Source organism: Ideonella azotifigens (genome assembly GCF_021043325.1).
Taxonomy (GTDB): domain Bacteria; phylum Pseudomonadota; class Gammaproteobacteria; order Burkholderiales; family Burkholderiaceae_C; genus Ideonella; species Ideonella azotifigens.
This window is the reverse complement of record NZ_JAJNKD010000004.1, coordinates 232,106-248,752: the sequence shown is the minus strand read 5'-3', so window position 1 is coordinate 248,752 and position 16,647 is coordinate 232,106. Positions and strand designations below refer to the sequence as shown.

11 protein-coding genes are annotated in these 16,647 nt (G+C 67.7%); 6 read left to right on the top strand and 5 right to left on the bottom strand.

Annotated features, from left to right (window positions below; translation table 11 throughout):
• Nucleotides 1-68 precede the first annotated feature (68 nt).
• From LRH25_RS11655 to dapC, 3 genes are all read right to left on the bottom strand, one after another.
• Nucleotides 69-1,247 carry a PilT/PilU family type 4a pilus ATPase gene (locus LRH25_RS11655; RefSeq protein ID WP_231011196.1) on the bottom strand — a complete coding sequence of 393 codons (1,179 nt, stop codon included), beginning with the start codon at nt 1,245-1,247 and terminating at the stop codon, nt 69-71.
• An 83-nt stretch (nt 1,248-1,330) separates the two neighbouring features.
• Nucleotides 1,331-2,167 carry a 2,3,4,5-tetrahydropyridine-2,6-dicarboxylate N-succinyltransferase gene (gene dapD / locus LRH25_RS11650; protein ID WP_141286822.1) on the bottom strand — a complete coding sequence of 279 codons (837 nt, stop codon included), beginning with the start codon at nt 2,165-2,167 and terminating at the stop codon, nt 1,331-1,333.
• Between the two features lie 79 nt (nt 2,168-2,246).
• Nucleotides 2,247-3,452 (bottom strand): succinyldiaminopimelate transaminase, encoded by a 1,206-nt coding sequence (gene dapC / locus LRH25_RS11645; RefSeq protein ID WP_141286821.1) that lies wholly within the window; start codon nt 3,450-3,452, stop codon nt 2,247-2,249.
• A gap of 268 nt (nt 3,453-3,720) precedes the next feature.
• On the opposite strand from dapC, the gene LRH25_RS11640 reads away from it, so the two are divergent.
• Nucleotides 3,721-4,686, top strand: a complete 966-nt coding sequence (locus LRH25_RS11640; protein ID WP_231011195.1) for an ABC transporter substrate-binding protein — start codon at nt 3,721-3,723, stop codon at nt 4,684-4,686.
• Nucleotides 4,687-4,697: 11 nt separating this feature from the next.
• The gene (locus tag LRH25_RS11635; protein WP_231011194.1) at nt 4,698-7,031 is read left to right on the top strand and encodes an ATP-binding protein; all 2,334 of its coding nucleotides are present in this window, start codon (nt 4,698-4,700) and stop codon (nt 7,029-7,031) included.
• Here LRH25_RS11635 and LRH25_RS11630 read toward each other — a convergent pair.
• Both LRH25_RS11630 and queF read right to left on the bottom strand, forming a co-directional pair.
• The gene (locus tag LRH25_RS11630; protein WP_231011193.1) at nt 7,028-7,525 is read right to left on the bottom strand and encodes an SET domain-containing protein; all 498 of its coding nucleotides are present in this window, start codon (nt 7,523-7,525) and stop codon (nt 7,028-7,030) included. The genes LRH25_RS11635 and LRH25_RS11630 overlap by 4 nt on opposite strands.
• A 4-nt stretch (nt 7,526-7,529) precedes the next feature.
• Entirely contained in the window at nt 7,530-7,958 is a 429-nt protein-coding gene (queF, locus tag LRH25_RS11625; RefSeq protein ID WP_141290189.1) for a preQ(1) synthase, read from the bottom strand.
• A gap of 373 nt (nt 7,959-8,331) precedes the next feature.
• Here queF and smc point away from each other — a divergent pair, with 373 nt between their 5' ends.
• The 4 genes from smc (at nt 8,332) to ligA (ending at nt 16,606) form a co-directional block, all read left to right on the top strand.
• Nucleotides 8,332-11,847, top strand: a complete 3,516-nt coding sequence (gene smc, locus LRH25_RS11620) for a chromosome segregation protein SMC (protein WP_231011192.1) — start codon at nt 8,332-8,334, stop codon at nt 11,845-11,847.
• Nucleotides 11,844-12,929 carry a cell division protein ZipA C-terminal FtsZ-binding domain-containing protein gene (locus LRH25_RS11615; protein WP_231011191.1) on the top strand — a complete coding sequence of 362 codons (1,086 nt, stop codon included), beginning with the start codon at nt 11,844-11,846 and terminating at the stop codon, nt 12,927-12,929. Before smc ends, LRH25_RS11615 begins: the two co-directional genes overlap by 4 nt.
• Nucleotides 12,930-12,933: 4 nt before the next feature.
• Nucleotides 12,934-14,232 (top strand): polyamine export protein PaeA, encoded by a 1,299-nt coding sequence (gene paeA / locus LRH25_RS11610; protein ID WP_141287473.1) that lies wholly within the window; start codon nt 12,934-12,936, stop codon nt 14,230-14,232.
• A gap of 301 nt (nt 14,233-14,533) precedes the next feature.
• Nucleotides 14,534-16,606 (top strand): NAD-dependent DNA ligase LigA, encoded by a 2,073-nt coding sequence (gene ligA, locus LRH25_RS11605; RefSeq protein ID WP_141287472.1) that lies wholly within the window; start codon nt 14,534-14,536, stop codon nt 16,604-16,606.
• Nucleotides 16,607-16,647: the final 41 nt, after the last annotated feature.

Sequence of the window (16,647 nt, the reverse complement as noted above, 5' to 3'; positions counted from 1 at the left end):
AAGGACCGCAGGCCACCGCAGTGCGCGGTGGGCAAGGCAACAACAGGGGCGGCACTTGCCGCAGAACTTCAGCGGGTGCGGGCGCTGATGCCGGGCGTGCGCGGCGCCTCCTGCACCACGTCCAGCGTGATTTCGGTGAACGAGGGCGTGTCCGGCTCGACCTTGACCGGCGGCACGCGCGAGACCGGCGCGCTGTCGTTCTGCAGGCGCCAGAGCAGGTTGGTCGGCGAGTCGGCATGCACCAGCGCTTCTTCGCGCGACACCAGGCCCTCGCCGATCAAGCGCGCCAGGTCCTGCTCGAAGGTTTGCGAGCCATCTGCAAGCGAACGCTCCATCGCTTCCTTGACGCCTGGGAAGTCGCCCTTCTCGATCATCTCGGAGACCAGCTTGGAGTTCTGCAGCACCTCCACCGCCGGGATGCGCCCGCCCTGCATCGAGCGCAGCAGGCGCTGCGAGACGATGGCCTTCAGCGCCGCGCCCAGGTCGGCCAGCAGCGCACCGCGGGACTCGGGCGTGTAGAAGGACAGGATGCGGCCCAACGCGTGGTAGCTGTTGTTGGCATGCAGCGTGGCCATCACCAGGTGGCCGGAGAGCGCGTACGAGATCGTCGCGGTCATGGTCTCGCGGTCCCGGATCTCGCCGATCATGATGCAGTCCGGGGCCTGGCGCAGCGCGTTTTTCAGGCCCACGTGCAGCGTGGCCGTGTCACGGCCGACCTCGCGCTGGTTCACGATGGAGCGCTTGTTGCTGAACAGGAACTCGATCGGATCTTCGATCGTCAGGATGTGGCCGGAGAGGTGCTGGTTGCGCCACTCCAGCATCGAGGCCATGGTCGTGCTCTTGCCGGTACCGGTGGCGCCGACCATCAGGATCAGCCCGCGCTTTTCCAGCGCCAGCGTGGAGAGCACCGGCGGCAAATGCAGCGTGTCGATCGACGGGATCTTGACGGGGATGCAACGCACCACCGCCGCGATGGTGTTGCGCTGCTTGAAGGCCGAGAGCCGGAAGCCACCCACCTTGGGTACGCCAATGCCGATGTTCAGCTCACCTTCCCGGTCCAGCTCTTCCAGCTGCGCGGGCGTGATCACCTCGGACAGCATGGTGCGCGGCATCAGCGGCGGCAGCACATGATCGGTGACCGGCAGCAACTGGCCGTTGACCTTCAGCAGCACCGGTGCATTGGCCGAGAGGTAAAGGTCGGAAGCGCCTTTTTCCGCCATCAACTGCAGGACACGTTGCATGTTCATCGGACAGCTCTTTCGCGGCAAAAGGTCAGGATGGAGGAAAAAGAATGGGGTGGGCCGGACGATAACCCGGCCCGGCCGCGACATCAGTCGCGCAGCAGCTCGTTGATGCTGGTCTTGGAGCGGGTCTGCGCGTCCACGCGCTTGACGATGATCGCAGCGTACATGCTGTAGGGCGCGCCGTTGGCGGCCGTCTTGGGCAGGTTGCCGCTGACCACCACCGAGCCGCTGGGCACGCGGCCGTAGCTGATCTCACCGGTGGCGCGGTCGAAGATGGGGGTGCTCTGGCCCAGGTACACGCCCATGCCGAGCACCGAGTTCTCTTCGACGATCACGCCTTCGACGACTTCCGAGCGGGCGCCGATGAAGCAGTTGTCCTCGATGATGGTCGGGTTGGCCTGCACCGGCTCCAGCACGCCGCCGATGCCCACGCCGCCCGAGAGGTGCACATGCTTGCCGATCTGCGCGCAGGAGCCCACGGTGGACCAGGTGTCGACCATCGTGCCTTCGTCCACGTAGGCGCCGATGTTGACGTAGGACGGCATCAGGATCGCGCCCTTGGCGACGTAGCTGCCGTGGCGTGCGACGGCCGGCGGCACGATGCGCACGCCGGTCGCGGCAAGTGCCGCGTCGTCCAGGTCGGAGAACTTGGTCGCGACCTTGTCGAAGAAGGTCAACTCGCCCGAGCGCATCGCCGCGTTGTCGGTCAGGCGGAAGCTCAGCAGCACGGCCTTCTTGATCCACTGGTTGACCTGCCACTGGCCCACGCCCTGGCGCTCGGCCACGCGCAGCCGGCCGGCATTCAGCTCGTCAATCGTGTGCTTCACGGCGGCACGCACTTCGGCGGGCGCACTGGCAGGGCTGAACTCGGTGCGCTGCTCCCAGGCGGCGTCGATGGTGGCTTGCAGGTTGGCGGTGGTCATGGGTGAGGCGAATTCTGAAGAATGACGGGCCGGCGGCGGTTGCCGAGGGGCGGTATGGGAAGAGAAGACGTGTCCTCGGTCAGGACAGGCTGCGGACGTGGGCCACGATGCGTTGGGCGGCCTCGGTGCATTCGGCCGTGTCGGCCACCAGCGCCATGCGGATGCGGCCGGCCCCGGGGTTCACGCCATGCGCTTCGCGGGCCAGCAAGCTGCCAGGCAGCACGGCGACATTGTATTGAGCCAGCAGGTCCAGGCTGTAGGCAATGTCATCGCCGCCGTGCAAGTGCTTCGGGATGCCGGCCCAGAGGTAGAAGCCAGCGTCCGGCAGCCGCACGTCCAGCACCTCGGCCAACAGCGGCGTGACGGCGGCGAACTTGGCCCGGTAGGCGGCGCGGTTGGCCTCCACATGCGCCTCGTCGTTCCAGGCGGCAATGCTGGCAGCCTGGATCACCTTGCTCATCGCGCTGCCGTGGTAGGTGCGGTAGAGCAGGAAGGCCTTCATGACCTTGGCGTCTCCCGCGACGAAACCTGAGCGCATGCCGGGCACGTTGCTGCGCTTGGACAGGCTGGACAGCACGATCAGGTTGCGGAAATCGTCCCGGCCCAGCGCCTTGGCGGCTTCCAGCGCGCCCAGCGGCGCGTCTTCGCGGAAGTAGATCTCGGAGTAGCACTCGTCGCTGGCGATCACGAAGCCGAAGCGGTCGCTCAGCTCGAAGAGTTGCTGCCATTCCGACAGCGGCATCACCGCGCCGGTCGGGTTGCCAGGCGAGCAGGCATAGACGAGTTGCGTTCGGGCCCAGGTGGCCTCGTCGATCTGGTCCCAGTCGCAGGCGAAGTTGCGTGCCGGGTTGCTGTTGACAAAGGCGGTGCGGGCGCCGGCCAGCAGCGCCGCACCTTCGTAGATCTGGTAGAACGGATTCGGGCAGACGACCACCGCATCGGCTGCGGTCGGGTCCACCACGGCCTGGGCCAGCGAGAACAGCGCCTCGCGCGAACCGTTGACCGGCAGGATCTGCGTCCTGGCGTCCAGCTGCACGCCGTAGCGGCGGCCGATCCAGCCGGCGACGGCTTCGCGCAATGCCGGCTCGCCTGCGGTGGCGGGGTAGTTCGACAGGCCGGCCAGGTTGCTGCACAGCGCCTCTTCCACCAGCGCCGGCGCCGGGTGTTTGGGCTCGCCCAGGCCCAGGCTGATGTGGCGCAGGGCCGGGTTCGGGACGATGTCTTTGGCGAGCGCATTCAGGCGCTCGAAGGGGTAGGCGTGCAAGCGGCCAAGCAGCGGATTCATCCCGGGATTATCGGCGAGCGTTGCCGGCTTTGCGGCCGGGCGGTGGCGGCTTGGCACGGATCTGGCACGACCCGTCGCCGAGGTGACAGCCTGGCGGGCTTGCCACGCGGCGACAATCCGCCCCGGCGCGGGGCCTTGCTGCAAGGTCGACCTGCGCCGCCAGGCTTTGCCGTGTTGCCTTGCTGTCGCAGCTTGTTGCGTTGTCGATGTCGCCGTTGTCGTCCTTCCCGCTCTGTCTTCCGTGCTGGTGTGTGGCCAGGCCCGCGGCATGACGCGCCGCCGTGCATTGCTCGCTGCCGCCGGGCTCGGTGGCCTGGCCGCCTGCAGCCCCGCGCCGGACGCAGCAGTCGCGCAGCAGCCGCTGCGCGTGGCCATCGACCTGTGGCCTGGCTATTTCCCGGCCGTGCTGGCAGACGAGCTGGGCTGGCTGGCACCGGCGGGCGTGGCGCTGAAGCTGGCCTTTCCGGCCGACACTGACCGCATGATTGCCGACTTCGCTGCCGGCCAGTACGACCTGATCGGTGCCTCGCTGGGCGACCTGATCGCGCTGACGCGCGGCCACCTGGGCGTCGAGGTCATCGTCGTCTGCGATGAGTCGTCCGGCGGCGATGCGGTGCTGCTGCGCCGCGGCGTGACGCTGGAGACCGACCGACCGCTGACCATCGGCACCAACCTCGGCGGCTTCGGCGAGGTTTTCCTGCACGAGTTCATCGACCAGCGCCACCTGCAGCACAAGCGCTGGACCTGGGTCAATGCAGACGCGGCCGAGGTGCCGCGGCTGCTGGCCAGCGGCATGCTGGACGTGGGCCACACCTGGGAGCCATACGCCAGCCAAGCGGTCGCCGCGGGCGCGAGCAAGCTGTTTTCCAGCGCCGAGACGCCGGGGCTGGTGGCCGACGTGCTGGTGGCCACACGGGTCACGGTGCAGCGCCGCCGGCCGCCGCTGCAGGCATTTGTGCGGCAGTGGTTCCGCGCGGTGGACTGGTGGTCCGCGAATCCGCTGGCCGCCGTGCAGCTGATTTCACGCCGGCTGCACCTGGCGCAGGCCAAGGTCTCTCTGCAGGGCGTGCGGCTGCTGGACCTGGCGCACAACCGGCGCATGCTGGGCGCTGGTGGGGCCGTGCCGGCGCTGGCGTCTGTGGTGCAGCGCTACAGCGACTTCTTCGTCGCCAAGGGCACGGTGGGCCGGCCGCTGGACGCGCTGGCGCTGCTGCAGGCGGAGTTGTTGCCTTGAGCCGCAGGGTGATGAACACGAGGCTTTTCGTGACGGCCGTGCTGTTCGGCATCACGGTGCTGCCGCTGAGCGTGCTGATCGCGCTGCAGGTGCGCCAGGAAACAGGCCACCTGCTGGGCGAGCGGGACGAGGTGTTGGTCAGCTTCAGCCAGGGAGCGGCACGCGACCTGGGACTGCGCGTGGACCGCATGCTCGACAACGCGCGCGCCGACGTGGCGATCCCTGGTCTGGCCGAAGTGCTGCAGGCGCCAGCCAAGGCCGACAAGGTCTGGGTCAACCGGGTGCTGACGCTGGTCAGCCTGCGCGAGCCGGTCAACACCATTTCAGTGGCGCTGCTGGACCGGGACGGCCGCGACCTGGCCGACACGCAACCGCAGCGCGTGGGCAGCAGCGAGGCGGCCGAATACTTCTTTTCTCCAGGCATTGCGCATGGCTACCCGAGGGTTTTCGGGCCGCAGCGGGCGGACGATGGGCGACGCACACTGTTCGTCACCGCCCCGATCAAACAGGGCAACGAGGCGCTGGGCCTGCTGCGCATCCGGCTGCAGGGCGGTCTGGTGGGCCAGGTGCTGGCCGAGAGCCTGATCGACCGGGCCGACGTGCAGGCCGCCGTGTTCGACACCGATGGCCGCCTTCACGGCTGGAGCGACCCGGCGCTGCAGGAGACCGATGCGGTGCCGATCGACATGGTCAACCCGCCGCCGGGGGCGCTGAACTTCGATTGGCGCTCGCAGGCCTGGCGCGGTGCGGTGGCCGCGGTGCCGGGCACCGAATTGCGCGTGATGACCTACCTGCCGCGCAACCAGTTCGACGCGCCGGTCCGGGCCAAGCTGCGTGATGCGGTGCTGCTGATGGCGGTGCTGGCCCTGCTCGGGCTGGGGGCGGCCTGGTCCATCGCCGCGCGGCTGACCCGCGGGCTGACGGCGCTCAGCGCCTCGGCCGAGGCGATGGCCGAAGGTGACCTGCAGCGCCGGGTGCCGGTGCGTGGCACGGCCGAGTTGCGACGCGTCAGCCAGGCCTTCAACCTGATGGGCGAGCGGCTGGCGGAGAACCTGCACGCGCTGTCCGAAGAACTGGCCCAGCGCCGCCAGGCCGAGGCCGCGCTGCGCGAGAGCGAGGCGAGGCTGCAGGACGGCAACCTGCGCCTGGAAGCCCAGGTGCGCGAGCGCACGGCCGACCTGGCCAGCGCCAAGGACGCGGCCGAGGCCGCGAGCCGCGCCAAGAGCAGCTTCCTGGCCAACATCAGCCACGAGATCCGCACGCCGATGAACGCCATCATCGGCCTGACCCGGCTGCTGGGCGAAGGCAGCATCGATCCGCTGCAGCGCGACCGCCTGGCCAAGGTGGATGGCGCTGCGCACCACCTGATGGGCCTGATCAACGACGTGCTGGACCTCTCGCGCATCGAGGCCGGCAAGCTGTCGCTGGAGACGGTCACGTTCTCGCCGCGCGCGCTGGTCGAGCGCATGGTCGGCATGGTGGAGCTGAGCGCGCGCGACAAGGGCCTGCAGCTTCGCACCGAGCTGGACGAGCGCCTGCCCGCGCTGCTGCAGGGCGACGAGCGGCGGCTGGGCCAGGTGCTGCTGAACTTCCTGGGCAACGCGGTGAAGTTCACCAGCCAGGGCGAGGTGGGCTTGCGCGCGCAGTGGCTGCGCGACGAAGGCGCCCAGGTCTGGCTGGGTTTCGAGGTCTGGGACACCGGCATCGGCCTGACGCCCGAGCAGCAGGCCCGCGTGTTCGACGCCTTCGAGCAGGCCGACGCTTCGACCACGCGCCAGTTCGGCGGCACCGGCCTGGGGCTGACCATCAGCCGCGAGCTGTGCCAGCTGATGGGTGGGCAGATCGGCGTGGCCAGCCAGCCGGGCGAGGGCAGCCGCTTCTGGATCGCGCTGCCGCTGCTGCGCCAGGCCGAAGCGGACGCCGGTGCCTTGCTGGCGCCCAGCGTATTGCCGCAGTGGCCCGGCCGGCGCGTGCTGGTGGTCGACGACAACCCGGTGAACCTGGAAGTGATGCAGGCCATGCTGGGCCGCCACGGCCTGGTGGTGGACTGCGCCAGCGATGGCGTGGTGGCCAGCACGCTGGCCCAGCGCCACCCCTACAGCCTGATGCTGATGGACATGCACATGCCGCTGATGGACGGCCTGGAGGCCACGCGCCGCATCCGCCGTTTGCCGATGCACACCGGCACGCCCATCCTGGCGATGACCGCCAACGTCTACGAAGACGACCGCGAGCGCTGCCGCCAGGCTGGCATGAACGCCCACCTGGGCAAGCCGATCGATGCGCTTGCACTGCAGGTGGTGCTGGCTGCCTGGCTCGGCGAGCCGTCCGCGGGTGTGTCCTAAAGCTTGCCTACGCAGCCCGGCGCGCCGCACTGGCAGGTCAGCCGGCCTTCGTGGTGGGTCTCGCCGTAGTTCACGGTGATCTCTTCGCCCACCTCGATCTCGCGCAGCGCATAGAACTCGATGCGGCCGGCAATGATGCGCAGCTGGCCGTTGGGCTGGCAGCTGTGGTTGGTGAAGCGCATCGGGTCGCTGGACTGGGCCAGGTCGATGGCGGTCTTGTCGGAGACCTCTACGATCATGATGCGCTTGAGCGTGGCCGCGCGGCGGCGCGCCTCGGCAATGCTGATGCTCTCGCCCCGCACCTCGCCGATCTTGTGCCAGCGCGGCACCACCTCGGCCGCGAACACGCCGAAGCCATCGATCGGGCTGCGTTTCACCGTCACGTCGTACTTCTGGTAGGGCGGACGGACGGCGAGGGTGCCCATGACGTCGATCAGGCGAGGCGTGGGCCGCGGTTCGGGCGAGACGGGCGGTTGAGGCGTGAGCTGCGGCAAGGTGTCAGCGCAGGCCGGTGGCCTGGGGCAGTTGCGGAGCGGGCACGATGGCGTCGTTCTTCCAGCCCTTGGCGCGGTGCTCGGCCACCACGTTGGTGTAGATGCCGCCGCGCACATACCAGCGCGCGGTGATGCGGGCGTAGCGCGGTTGGGTCACGCCGACGATCTTCGTCAGGATGTCGTTGGTGACCTTCTCGTGGAACGCGCCTTCGTGGCGGAAGCTCCACATGTACATCTTCAGGCTCTTCAGCTCGATGCAGAGTTCGTCGCAGACCATGTCGATGGTGAAGTGCGCGAAGTCGGGCTGGCCGGTCAGCGGGCAGTGGCAGGTGAACTCGGGGATCTGGAACTGGATCACGTAGTCCCGCTCGGCGGCCGGGTTCGGGAACACATGCAGTTCCTTCGAGGGCGCGGTCGGCGGGTTCGGCGGCATGGGGCGCTCTTGCGCAGCCTCCTTGGCGATCTTGACGGCCTTCACCGGCTTGTCAGCGGACTTGGCGGCTTTCTGGGCAGATTTTTCGACGGATTTGTCGGCAGAAGGAGCGGAAGAACGGGCCATGGCAAATGCAAATGGACGCCCGCCGGCGCCACATGGCGCACAGTCAGGCAAACAAAGGGGCCACGGGCTGCTGCACCAACCCGGGAAGAAGGGGTGCGATGCTATCATCCCGGCCAGTCAGGTCACCGAATGGCGACCTAAAATTCCAAGTAAATCAATGACTTAAGGCGCAGTCCACAGCGCCGCGACGGGTATTCGAATGCCTTGCCGCGGTGCCAGCGTGGGACTGCGTGTCACGCCCCATTTCATGCGGCTCAACCAGATCAAGCTGTCAGGCTTCAAATCCTTCGCCGAGCCCACCACCTTCCAGCTGCCGGGCCAGCGCGTGGGCGTGGTCGGGCCGAATGGTTGCGGCAAGTCCAACATCATGGACGCGGTGCGCTGGGTGCTGGGCGAGTCCAAAGCCAGCGAGCTGCGTGGCGAGTCCATGCAGGACGTGATCTTCAACGGCTCCGGCAACCGCAAGCCGGCCAGCCGCGCCAGCGTGGAGCTGGTGTTCAGCAATGAAGACGGCCGCGCCGGTGGTTCGTGGAACCAGTACGCCGAGATCGCCGTCAAGCGTGTGCTGACGCGCGACGGCACCAGCAGCTACTTCATCAACAACCAGCCGGTGCGCCGCCGCGACGTGCAGGACGTGTTCCTTGGCACCGGCCTGGGCCCGCGCGCCTACGCCATCATCGGCCAGGGCACGATCAGCCGCATCATCGAGTCGCGCCCTGAAGAGTTGCGGCTGTTCCTCGAAGAAGCTGCCGGCGTCTCCAAGTACAAGGAGCGCCGCCGCGAGACCGAGCTGCGGCTGCGCGACACGCGCGAGAACCTGACCCGGGTCGACGACATCCTGCGCGAGCTCAACGCCAACCTCGACAAGCTCGAGCGCCAGGCCGAGGTCGCCACGCGTTTCCACGGCCTGCAAAAGGCCGGCACGCTGAAGCTGCACCAGCTGTGGTTCCTCAAGCACCGCGACGCGGCCGCCGAGGAAGACCGCCTGAAGCTGGCCACGCTGGACGCGACCAACGCGCTGGAAGCCAAGCTGGCCGACCTGCGCCACGTGGAAGCGCAGCTGGAAGTGGTGCGCCAGTCGCACTACGAAGCTTCTGACGCGCTGCACGCCAAACAGGGCGACCTGGCCCAGGCTTCGCTGGAAGTGAGCCGGCTCGAAGAGCGCATCCGCTACGTGGTCGAGGGCCGGCAACGCGCCCAGGCCCGGCTGGCCGACCTGGAAAGCCAGAACCAGCAATGGGCTCAGCGCCGGGACGACGCGGTTGCCGAGCAGGAAACCATTGCCGAGCAGATTGCCGCCGCCGAAGAGCAGGCCGAGATCCTGGCCGCGCAGGCCGAAGAAGAAGCCGGGAGCGGCCCGCAGCAGGAAGAGGCGGTGCGCGCAGCGCAGGCGCGCGCCAACGAGCAGCGTGGCCGCGTGGCCCAGGTGCAGCAGCAGATCCAGGTGCTGGCGGCCGAGAGCCGCAACATCGAGGAACAGACCCGCGCGCTGCGCACCCGCCGCGAGCGCCTGGCCACCGAGCGCCAGGGCCTGGCCGCGCCGGACGCCGACAAGCTGGCCGCGCTGCGAGAAGACAGTGCCATGGCCGACGAGGCCAATGCCGAAGCCGAAGCCCGCCTGCACGATCTGGGTGAACAGGTGCCTCTGCTGGACGAGCGGCGCCGCGAGCAGCAGGCGCTGGTCAACCGCGAAGCTGCCAAACACGCCGAGCTGAGCGCTCGCCTGGAAGCGCTGCGCGCGCTGCAGGAGAAGGTGCAGACCGAAGGCAAGCTCAAGCCCTGGCTGGCCAAGCACGGGCTGGATGGGCTGCCCGGCCTGTGGACCAAGGTGCACATCGAGCAAGGCTGGGAAGTGGCGCTGGAAGCGGCGCTGCGCGAGCGGCTCAGCGCATTGCAGGTCGGGCGGCTGGACACGGTGCGCGCTTTTGCGACCGACGCGCCGCCTGCCAAGCTGGCCTTTTATTCGCCGCCCGCGAGCGGCCATGCCGACAGTCACCAGACCCTGCCGCGCCTGGCCGAGTTGCTGAAGCTCAACGACGCCGGCCTGACTGCGCTGCTGAACGATTGGCTCGAAGGCGTGTACACGGCCGACACCGTGGAAGCCGCGCTGGCCCAGCGCTCCCAGCTGACGCATGGCGAGGTCATCATGACCCGCGAAGGCCATGCGGTCTCGCAGTTCGCGGTGGCTTTTTACGCACCCGACTCCGAGCAGGCCGGCATGCTGGCCCGGGCGCAGGAAATCGAGAACCTGGAACGCAGCAGCCGCGCGCAAGCCCTGCTGGCCGACGAATCGCGCACCGCGCTGATCCGCCAGGAAGCCCAGTACACCGAAGCCGCCTCGCGCCTGGCCGCGGCCCGCCGCGAAGCCGCCGAGGCGCAGACCCGCGCGCACCAGTTGCAAGTCCAGCTGATGCAGCTGAACCAGCAAGCCCAGGCAGCGAACTCGCGCCGCGGCCAGCTGGAAGAAGAACTGGCCGAGATCGACGGCCAGATGGAAGAGCTGGCAGAGCGCCGCATGACTGGCGAGGCCCGTTTCGAAGAACTGGACATGGACCTGGCCAACACCCAGGAACGCCACGCCGAGCTGGAAGACGCGGTGATTGCTGCCGAGCGCAAGCTCAGTGGTGCACGCGAACAGTTGCGAGCGCTGGAGCGCCAGGCGCAGGAGGCGCAGTTCCAGGCTCGCGCGCTGGCCGCACGCCGTGGCGAACTGCAGCGCGCCATCGAAACCGCGGCGCAGCAGATCCAGGCCAATGTGCAGGCCGAAGAGCAACTGCAAAGCGAGCTGGCCAGCTTCAACGACGCCGCGGCCCAGGCCGGGCTGCAGGAAGCGCTGGCCATCAAGCTGCAAAAGGAACAGGCGCTGGGCGCGGCGCGCAGTGCTTACGACGAACTGTCGATGCAACTGCGGCAGGCCGACGAGCAGCGCCTGACGCTGGAACGCGGCATGGAGCCGCTGCGTGAAGCCATCACCCGGCTGCAGCTGGAGTCGCAAGCCGCCCAGCTGGGCGGTGCGCAGTACATGGAGCAGCTGAGCGCAGCGGAGGTCGACCTGGCAGCGCTGGCCACCTCGATTGAAGAAGGCCAGGTCAAGCTCTGGGGCCTGCAGGGCGAGATCGACCGCATCAACCGCGAGATTGCCGCGCTGGGCGCTGTCAATTTGGCCGCGCTGGACGAACTGGCCGCGGCGCGCGAGCGCAAGACTTTCCTCGACTCGCAGAACGCCGACCTGACCGACGCCATCAACACGCTGGAAGATGCGATCCACAAGATCGATCTCGAAACCCGCGACCTGCTGATGACCACCTTCAACCAGGTCAACGAAGGCTTCGGCCGCATGTTCCCGACGCTGTTCGGCGGCGGCCAGGCCAAGCTGACGATGGTTGGCGACGAGGTGCTGGACGCCGGCGTGCAGGTGATGGCGCAGCCGCCGGGCAAGAAGAACTCCACCATCCACCTGCTGTCAGGTGGCGAGAAGGCGCTGACCGCCATCGCGCTGGTGTTCGCGATCTTCCTGCTGAACCCCGCTCCGTTCTGCCTGCTGGACGAGGTGGACGCGCCGCTGGACGACGCCAACACCGAGCGCTACGCGAACCTGGTCGCCGAGATGTCCAAGGGCACGCAGTTCCTGTTCATCTCGCACAACAAGATTGCAATGGAAATGGCCGAACAGCTGATCGGGGTCACGATGCAGGAACAAGGCGTCTCGCGCATCGTCGCGGTGGACATGGAGGCCGCCATCGGCATGGTGGAAGCCGCATGACGTTGACCACTGGTTTGGCGATTCTGGCGGGCATCGTGTTGCTTGCCGTTGTGGTGCAGGGCGCATGGGCCGCACGGCGCAGCGCACCGCGGCAAAGCCTGCCGGACGCGCCCGCGGCTTCCAATGGCGAGCGCCAGGAACCCACGATGAGCGGGTTGAGCAATGCCACCAGCAATGTCGGCCAGGACCTGGACCCGGTTGGCGTGCCCGGCGTGGCGCCGCTGCCCGAGGCGCTGCGCGCCGCTTCGCTGAGTCGCCGCAGCGCGCGCATCGACGCCTTGATCGACGCGATTGCCACCGTGCGGCCAGACGCACCCGTCACCGGCGACCTGGCGCTGCAGCACCTGCCGCCCAGCCGCCGCGCCGGTGCCAAGCCTTTCCACATCGAAGGCCTGAACGCCGAGACTGGCGAGTGGGAAATGCCGCGCCCCGGCCAGCGCTACGGCGAGTTCCAGGCGGGCCTGCAAATGGCCAATCGTCATGGCCCGTTGAACGAGATCGAGTATTCCGAATTCGTGCAGAAGCTGCAGGCCTTTGCCGACGCGCTGAGCGCCAACCCGGATTTCCCGGACATGCTGGACGTGGTCGCCCGCGCCCGCGAGCTGGACAGCTTCGCCAGCCAGCACGACGCCCAACTGGGCGCCGTGCTGCGCGCCAACTCGGTCGCATGGTCGGTCGGCTACCTGCAGCAATGCACCAGCCGGCATGGCTTCGTGCCCGGCGCGGTCGCCGGCCGCCAGGTGCTGCCTGCTGCCGAAGACGGCGCGCCGCCGGTGCTGGTGCTGTCCTTCGATTCGCAGGTCGCCCTGTCCGAAGACCCAGGCCAGGCCGCGCTACGCGAAGTGACGCTGACGCTGGACGTGCCGCAAACCCCGGCTTCGGCCGAGCCCTTTGCCGCCTGGCAGGAATGCGCCCGCCGCCTGGCCGAGGATCTGGATGCGACCCTGGTCGACGACCGCGGCACGCCCATCACGCTGCACGCCTTTGCCGCCATCGGCCTGGAGCTTGGCCGGCTGTACGAGGCCCTGGCGGCCCGCGAGCTGGAAGCAGGCAGCGCCGCGGCACGGCGCTTGTTCAGCTAGGCCCGTGGACCTGATCGCCAGCCTGTTGCTCATTGCGCTGCTGATCGCGGCGTCGGCCTTTTTCGCGGTGGCCGAGATTGCAATGGCCGCGGCGCGGCGGCTCAAGCTGCGCCAGTTGGCCGACCTGGGCGAACACCGGGCCACACAGGTGCTGGCGGTTCAGGATGCGCCTGGCCATTACGTCACGGTGGTGCAGATCGGGCTGAACACCATCGCGATCCTGGCCGGTATCGTGGGCGACGGCGCGCTGACACCGCATTTCGCCGCCGCGCTGCGCTGGGCCGGCGTGGGCGAGGAGCGCCTTGGCGGGCTCAGCCTCGCGCTTTCGTTCCTGGCCGTCACCGTGCTGTTCGTGCTGCTGGCCGACCTGCTGCCCAAGCGCGTGGGCATGAACGACCCGGAGCGGCTGGCCATGCGCCTGGTCGGCCCGATGCTGTGGCTCAGTGCCTTGTTCAAGCCGGTGGTGTGGACCTTCACCCGCGCGGCCGATGGCCTGTCCAAGCTCTTCGGCCTGCCGCAGACGCGCGACGACCGCATCACCCACCACGACATCCTGGCCTTGACGGCGGCCGGCACCCTGACCGGCGCGGTGCACAGCTCCGAGCAGCAGATCATCGAAAACGTCTTCGAGCTGGACACGCGCACGGTCGAGAGCGCAATGACCTCGCGCGAGCGTGTCGTCTGGCTGGCGATGGACGACGACGAGGTGCTGCTGCGCACCCGCGTGGCCGAAGATCCGCATTCGACCTACCTGGTCTGCGGTGAAGGCATCGACGAAGTCATCGGCTACGTGGATGCGACCGACATGTTCGCCCGCGTGCTGCGCGAGGAGCCCATCGGCCTGCGCGCCTGCGGCGACAGCGGGCTGATCAAGAAGGTGCTGATCGTCCCGGACCGGCTGACGCTGGCCGAGATGCTGACCCAGTTCCGCCAGGCCCACGAGGACTTCGCCGTCATCGTCAACGAATACAGCCTGGTGGTGGGCGTAATCACGCTGAACGACGTGATGAGCACCGTGATGGGCGCGATGGTCGCCCCGCACGACGAGGAACAGATCATCCGCCGCGACGACGGCAGCTTCCTCGCCGACGGCGTCACCCCCATCCCCGACCTCGAACGCGCACTGGACATCGCCGAATGGCCGCACGCCGGCCAATACGACACCCTGGCCGGCTTCCTGATGGTCATGCTGCGCCGCATCCCCAAACGCACCGACACGGTCACCTGGGAAGGCTGGCGCTTCGAGGTGATGGACGTGGACAGGCATAGGGTGGACCAGGTGATGATTGCGAAGGTGAGTTGACGGGCGATCTTCAAATTGCCCTATGTGTTTTGGGGAAGTCCAAGGAGTCGAGAAGTGAAAGAACTTGTCATTTGGACCCTGGCGATTTGCCTCATCTTGAGAAGGCAGTTACTGCCATGGTTGCCCATTTCGAATGGACTCACCTTTCTTCTGTTGCTTCTGCTATTTGTCGTTTGGAACATTTCTTGGGGGCGTGGCTTGATGGCGCATCTCTTAAGAAGGCGAGGGGACGGCAAGGACTCCTCTGAGTAGATGTCAACATCCCTTCCAATTGAAATTGACGAACAGTCGAACTAGCAAGATGTCAGAAACTCCGCTACTGAAAGAGCGAGTTGCCGCGATACGGGCCCAACTCCACCACCATGCCCAGCAGTACTACGTGCTGGATGCGCCGCAGATCCCGGATGCGGAGTACGACAAGCTTTACCAGGAACTCGAAGCCATTGAGGCGGCGCATCCTGAACTGGTGACGGCGGACTCGCCGACGCAGCGCGTGATTGGTGCGGTGTTGGATGGCTTCACGCCGGTGCGGCATGTTGTGCCGATGCTGTCGATCCGTACCGAGACGGACACGACGGCGCAGGGTGCGGTGGAGTTCGACACGCGGGTGCGGCGTGAGCTGAAACTGGCTGAAGATGCGCCGCAGGTGGACTACGCGGCCGAGCTGAAGTTCGATGGGTTGGCGATCAACCTGCGGTACGAGCACGGCGAACTGGTGCAGGCCGCCACGCGCGGCGACGGCGAGACCGGCGAGGACGTGTTGCAGAACATCCGCACGATCAAGCAGGTGCCGCGCAAGCTGCGCGGCTGCAGTGCGGCGGTGCTGGAAGTACGCGGCGAGGTCTACATGCGGCGCGACGAGTTCGACGCGCTGAACGAGCGGCAGCGCGAGCTGATTGCCGCGGGTGCGAAGAACGAAAAGACCTTCGTGAACCCGCGCAATGCCGCCGCCGGTGCGGTTCGCCAGCTGGATCCGGCGATGGCGAAAAAGCGGCCCTTGAGCTTCTTTGCTTACGGTCTCGGCGAGGTGCAGGGTTGGGAGGTGCCGGAGACGCACAGCGGCATGCTGGACGCACTGGCGAAGATGGGGGTGCCAGTCAATGAAGACCGCGCGGTGGTGCAGGGCGCTGACGGCCTTGTGGCTTTCCACGAGCGCATCCGCGAGCTGCGCGACAGCCTGCCGTTCGACATCGACGGCGTGGTCTACAAGGTGAACTCGCGCGCGCTGCAGCAGCAGATGGGCTTCGTCTCGCGTGAACCGCGCTGGGCGGTGGCGCACAAGTACCCGGCGCAGGAGCAGATGACGCGGCTGCTGGGCATCGACATCCAGGTCGGCCGCACCGGCAAGCTGACGCCGGTGGCCAAGCTGGAGCCGGTGTTCGTCGGCGGCACCACGGTGAGCAACGCCACGCTGCACAACGAGGACGAGACGCGGCGCAAGGACGTGCGCATTGGCGACACGGTGATCGTGCGCCGCGCCGGCGATGTCATTCCCGAAGTCGTCGGTGTGGTGATGGACAGGCGGCCAGAGGACGTGGGTGAGCCGTTCGACCTTTACAAACGCCTGGACGGCAAATGCCCTGTGTGCAGCAGCCCCATCGAGCGCGAGGAAGGCGAGGCTGACTGGCGTTGCACCGGCGGCATCACCTGCCCGGCGCAGCGCAAGCAGGCGCTGCTGCACTTCGCCAGCCGCCGCATGATGGACATCGAAGGCCTGGGTGACAAGCTGGTGGACCAGTTGGTGGACGCCGGCATCGTGCGCAGCCTGCCGGACCTCTACAAGCTCGGCTTTGCCAACCTCGCGACGCTGGAGCGCATGGGCGACAAGAGCGCGCAGAACCTGCTGGACGGTATCGAGAAGAGCAAGTCCACCACGCTGGGCCGCTTCCTCTACAGCCTGGGCATTCGCCACGTGGGCGAGACGACCGCGAAAGACCTGGCCAAGCACTTCGGCAACCTGGACCGCCTGATGGACGCGCGGCTGGAAGAGTTGCTGGAAGTCAACGACGTGGGTCCCATCGTCGCCGAAAGCGTGCGGCATTTCTTCGACCAGCCGCAGCACCGCGAGGTCGTGGAGCAACTGCGCGCGGCCGGTGTGCATTGGCCGGACATCGAGGGCACTGCCAGCGACGCGCCGCGCCCGCTGCTGGGCAAGACGCTGGTGCTGACCGGTTCGCTGCCCACGCTGAGCCGCGACGAGGCCAAGGACCTGATCGAAGCGGCCGGCGGCAAGGTCAGCGGCTCGGTTTCGAAGAAGACCACCTACGTGGTGGCCGGTGAAGAGGCCGGCAGCAAGCTGGACAAGGCGCGCGAGCTGGGCATTGCCGTGCTGGACGAGGCGGGCCTTCAGGCGCTGCTGCGCGGCGAGGGCTGACGCATTCCGGCTGCAGGAAAAAAACGGCCGCCTGGTGAAGG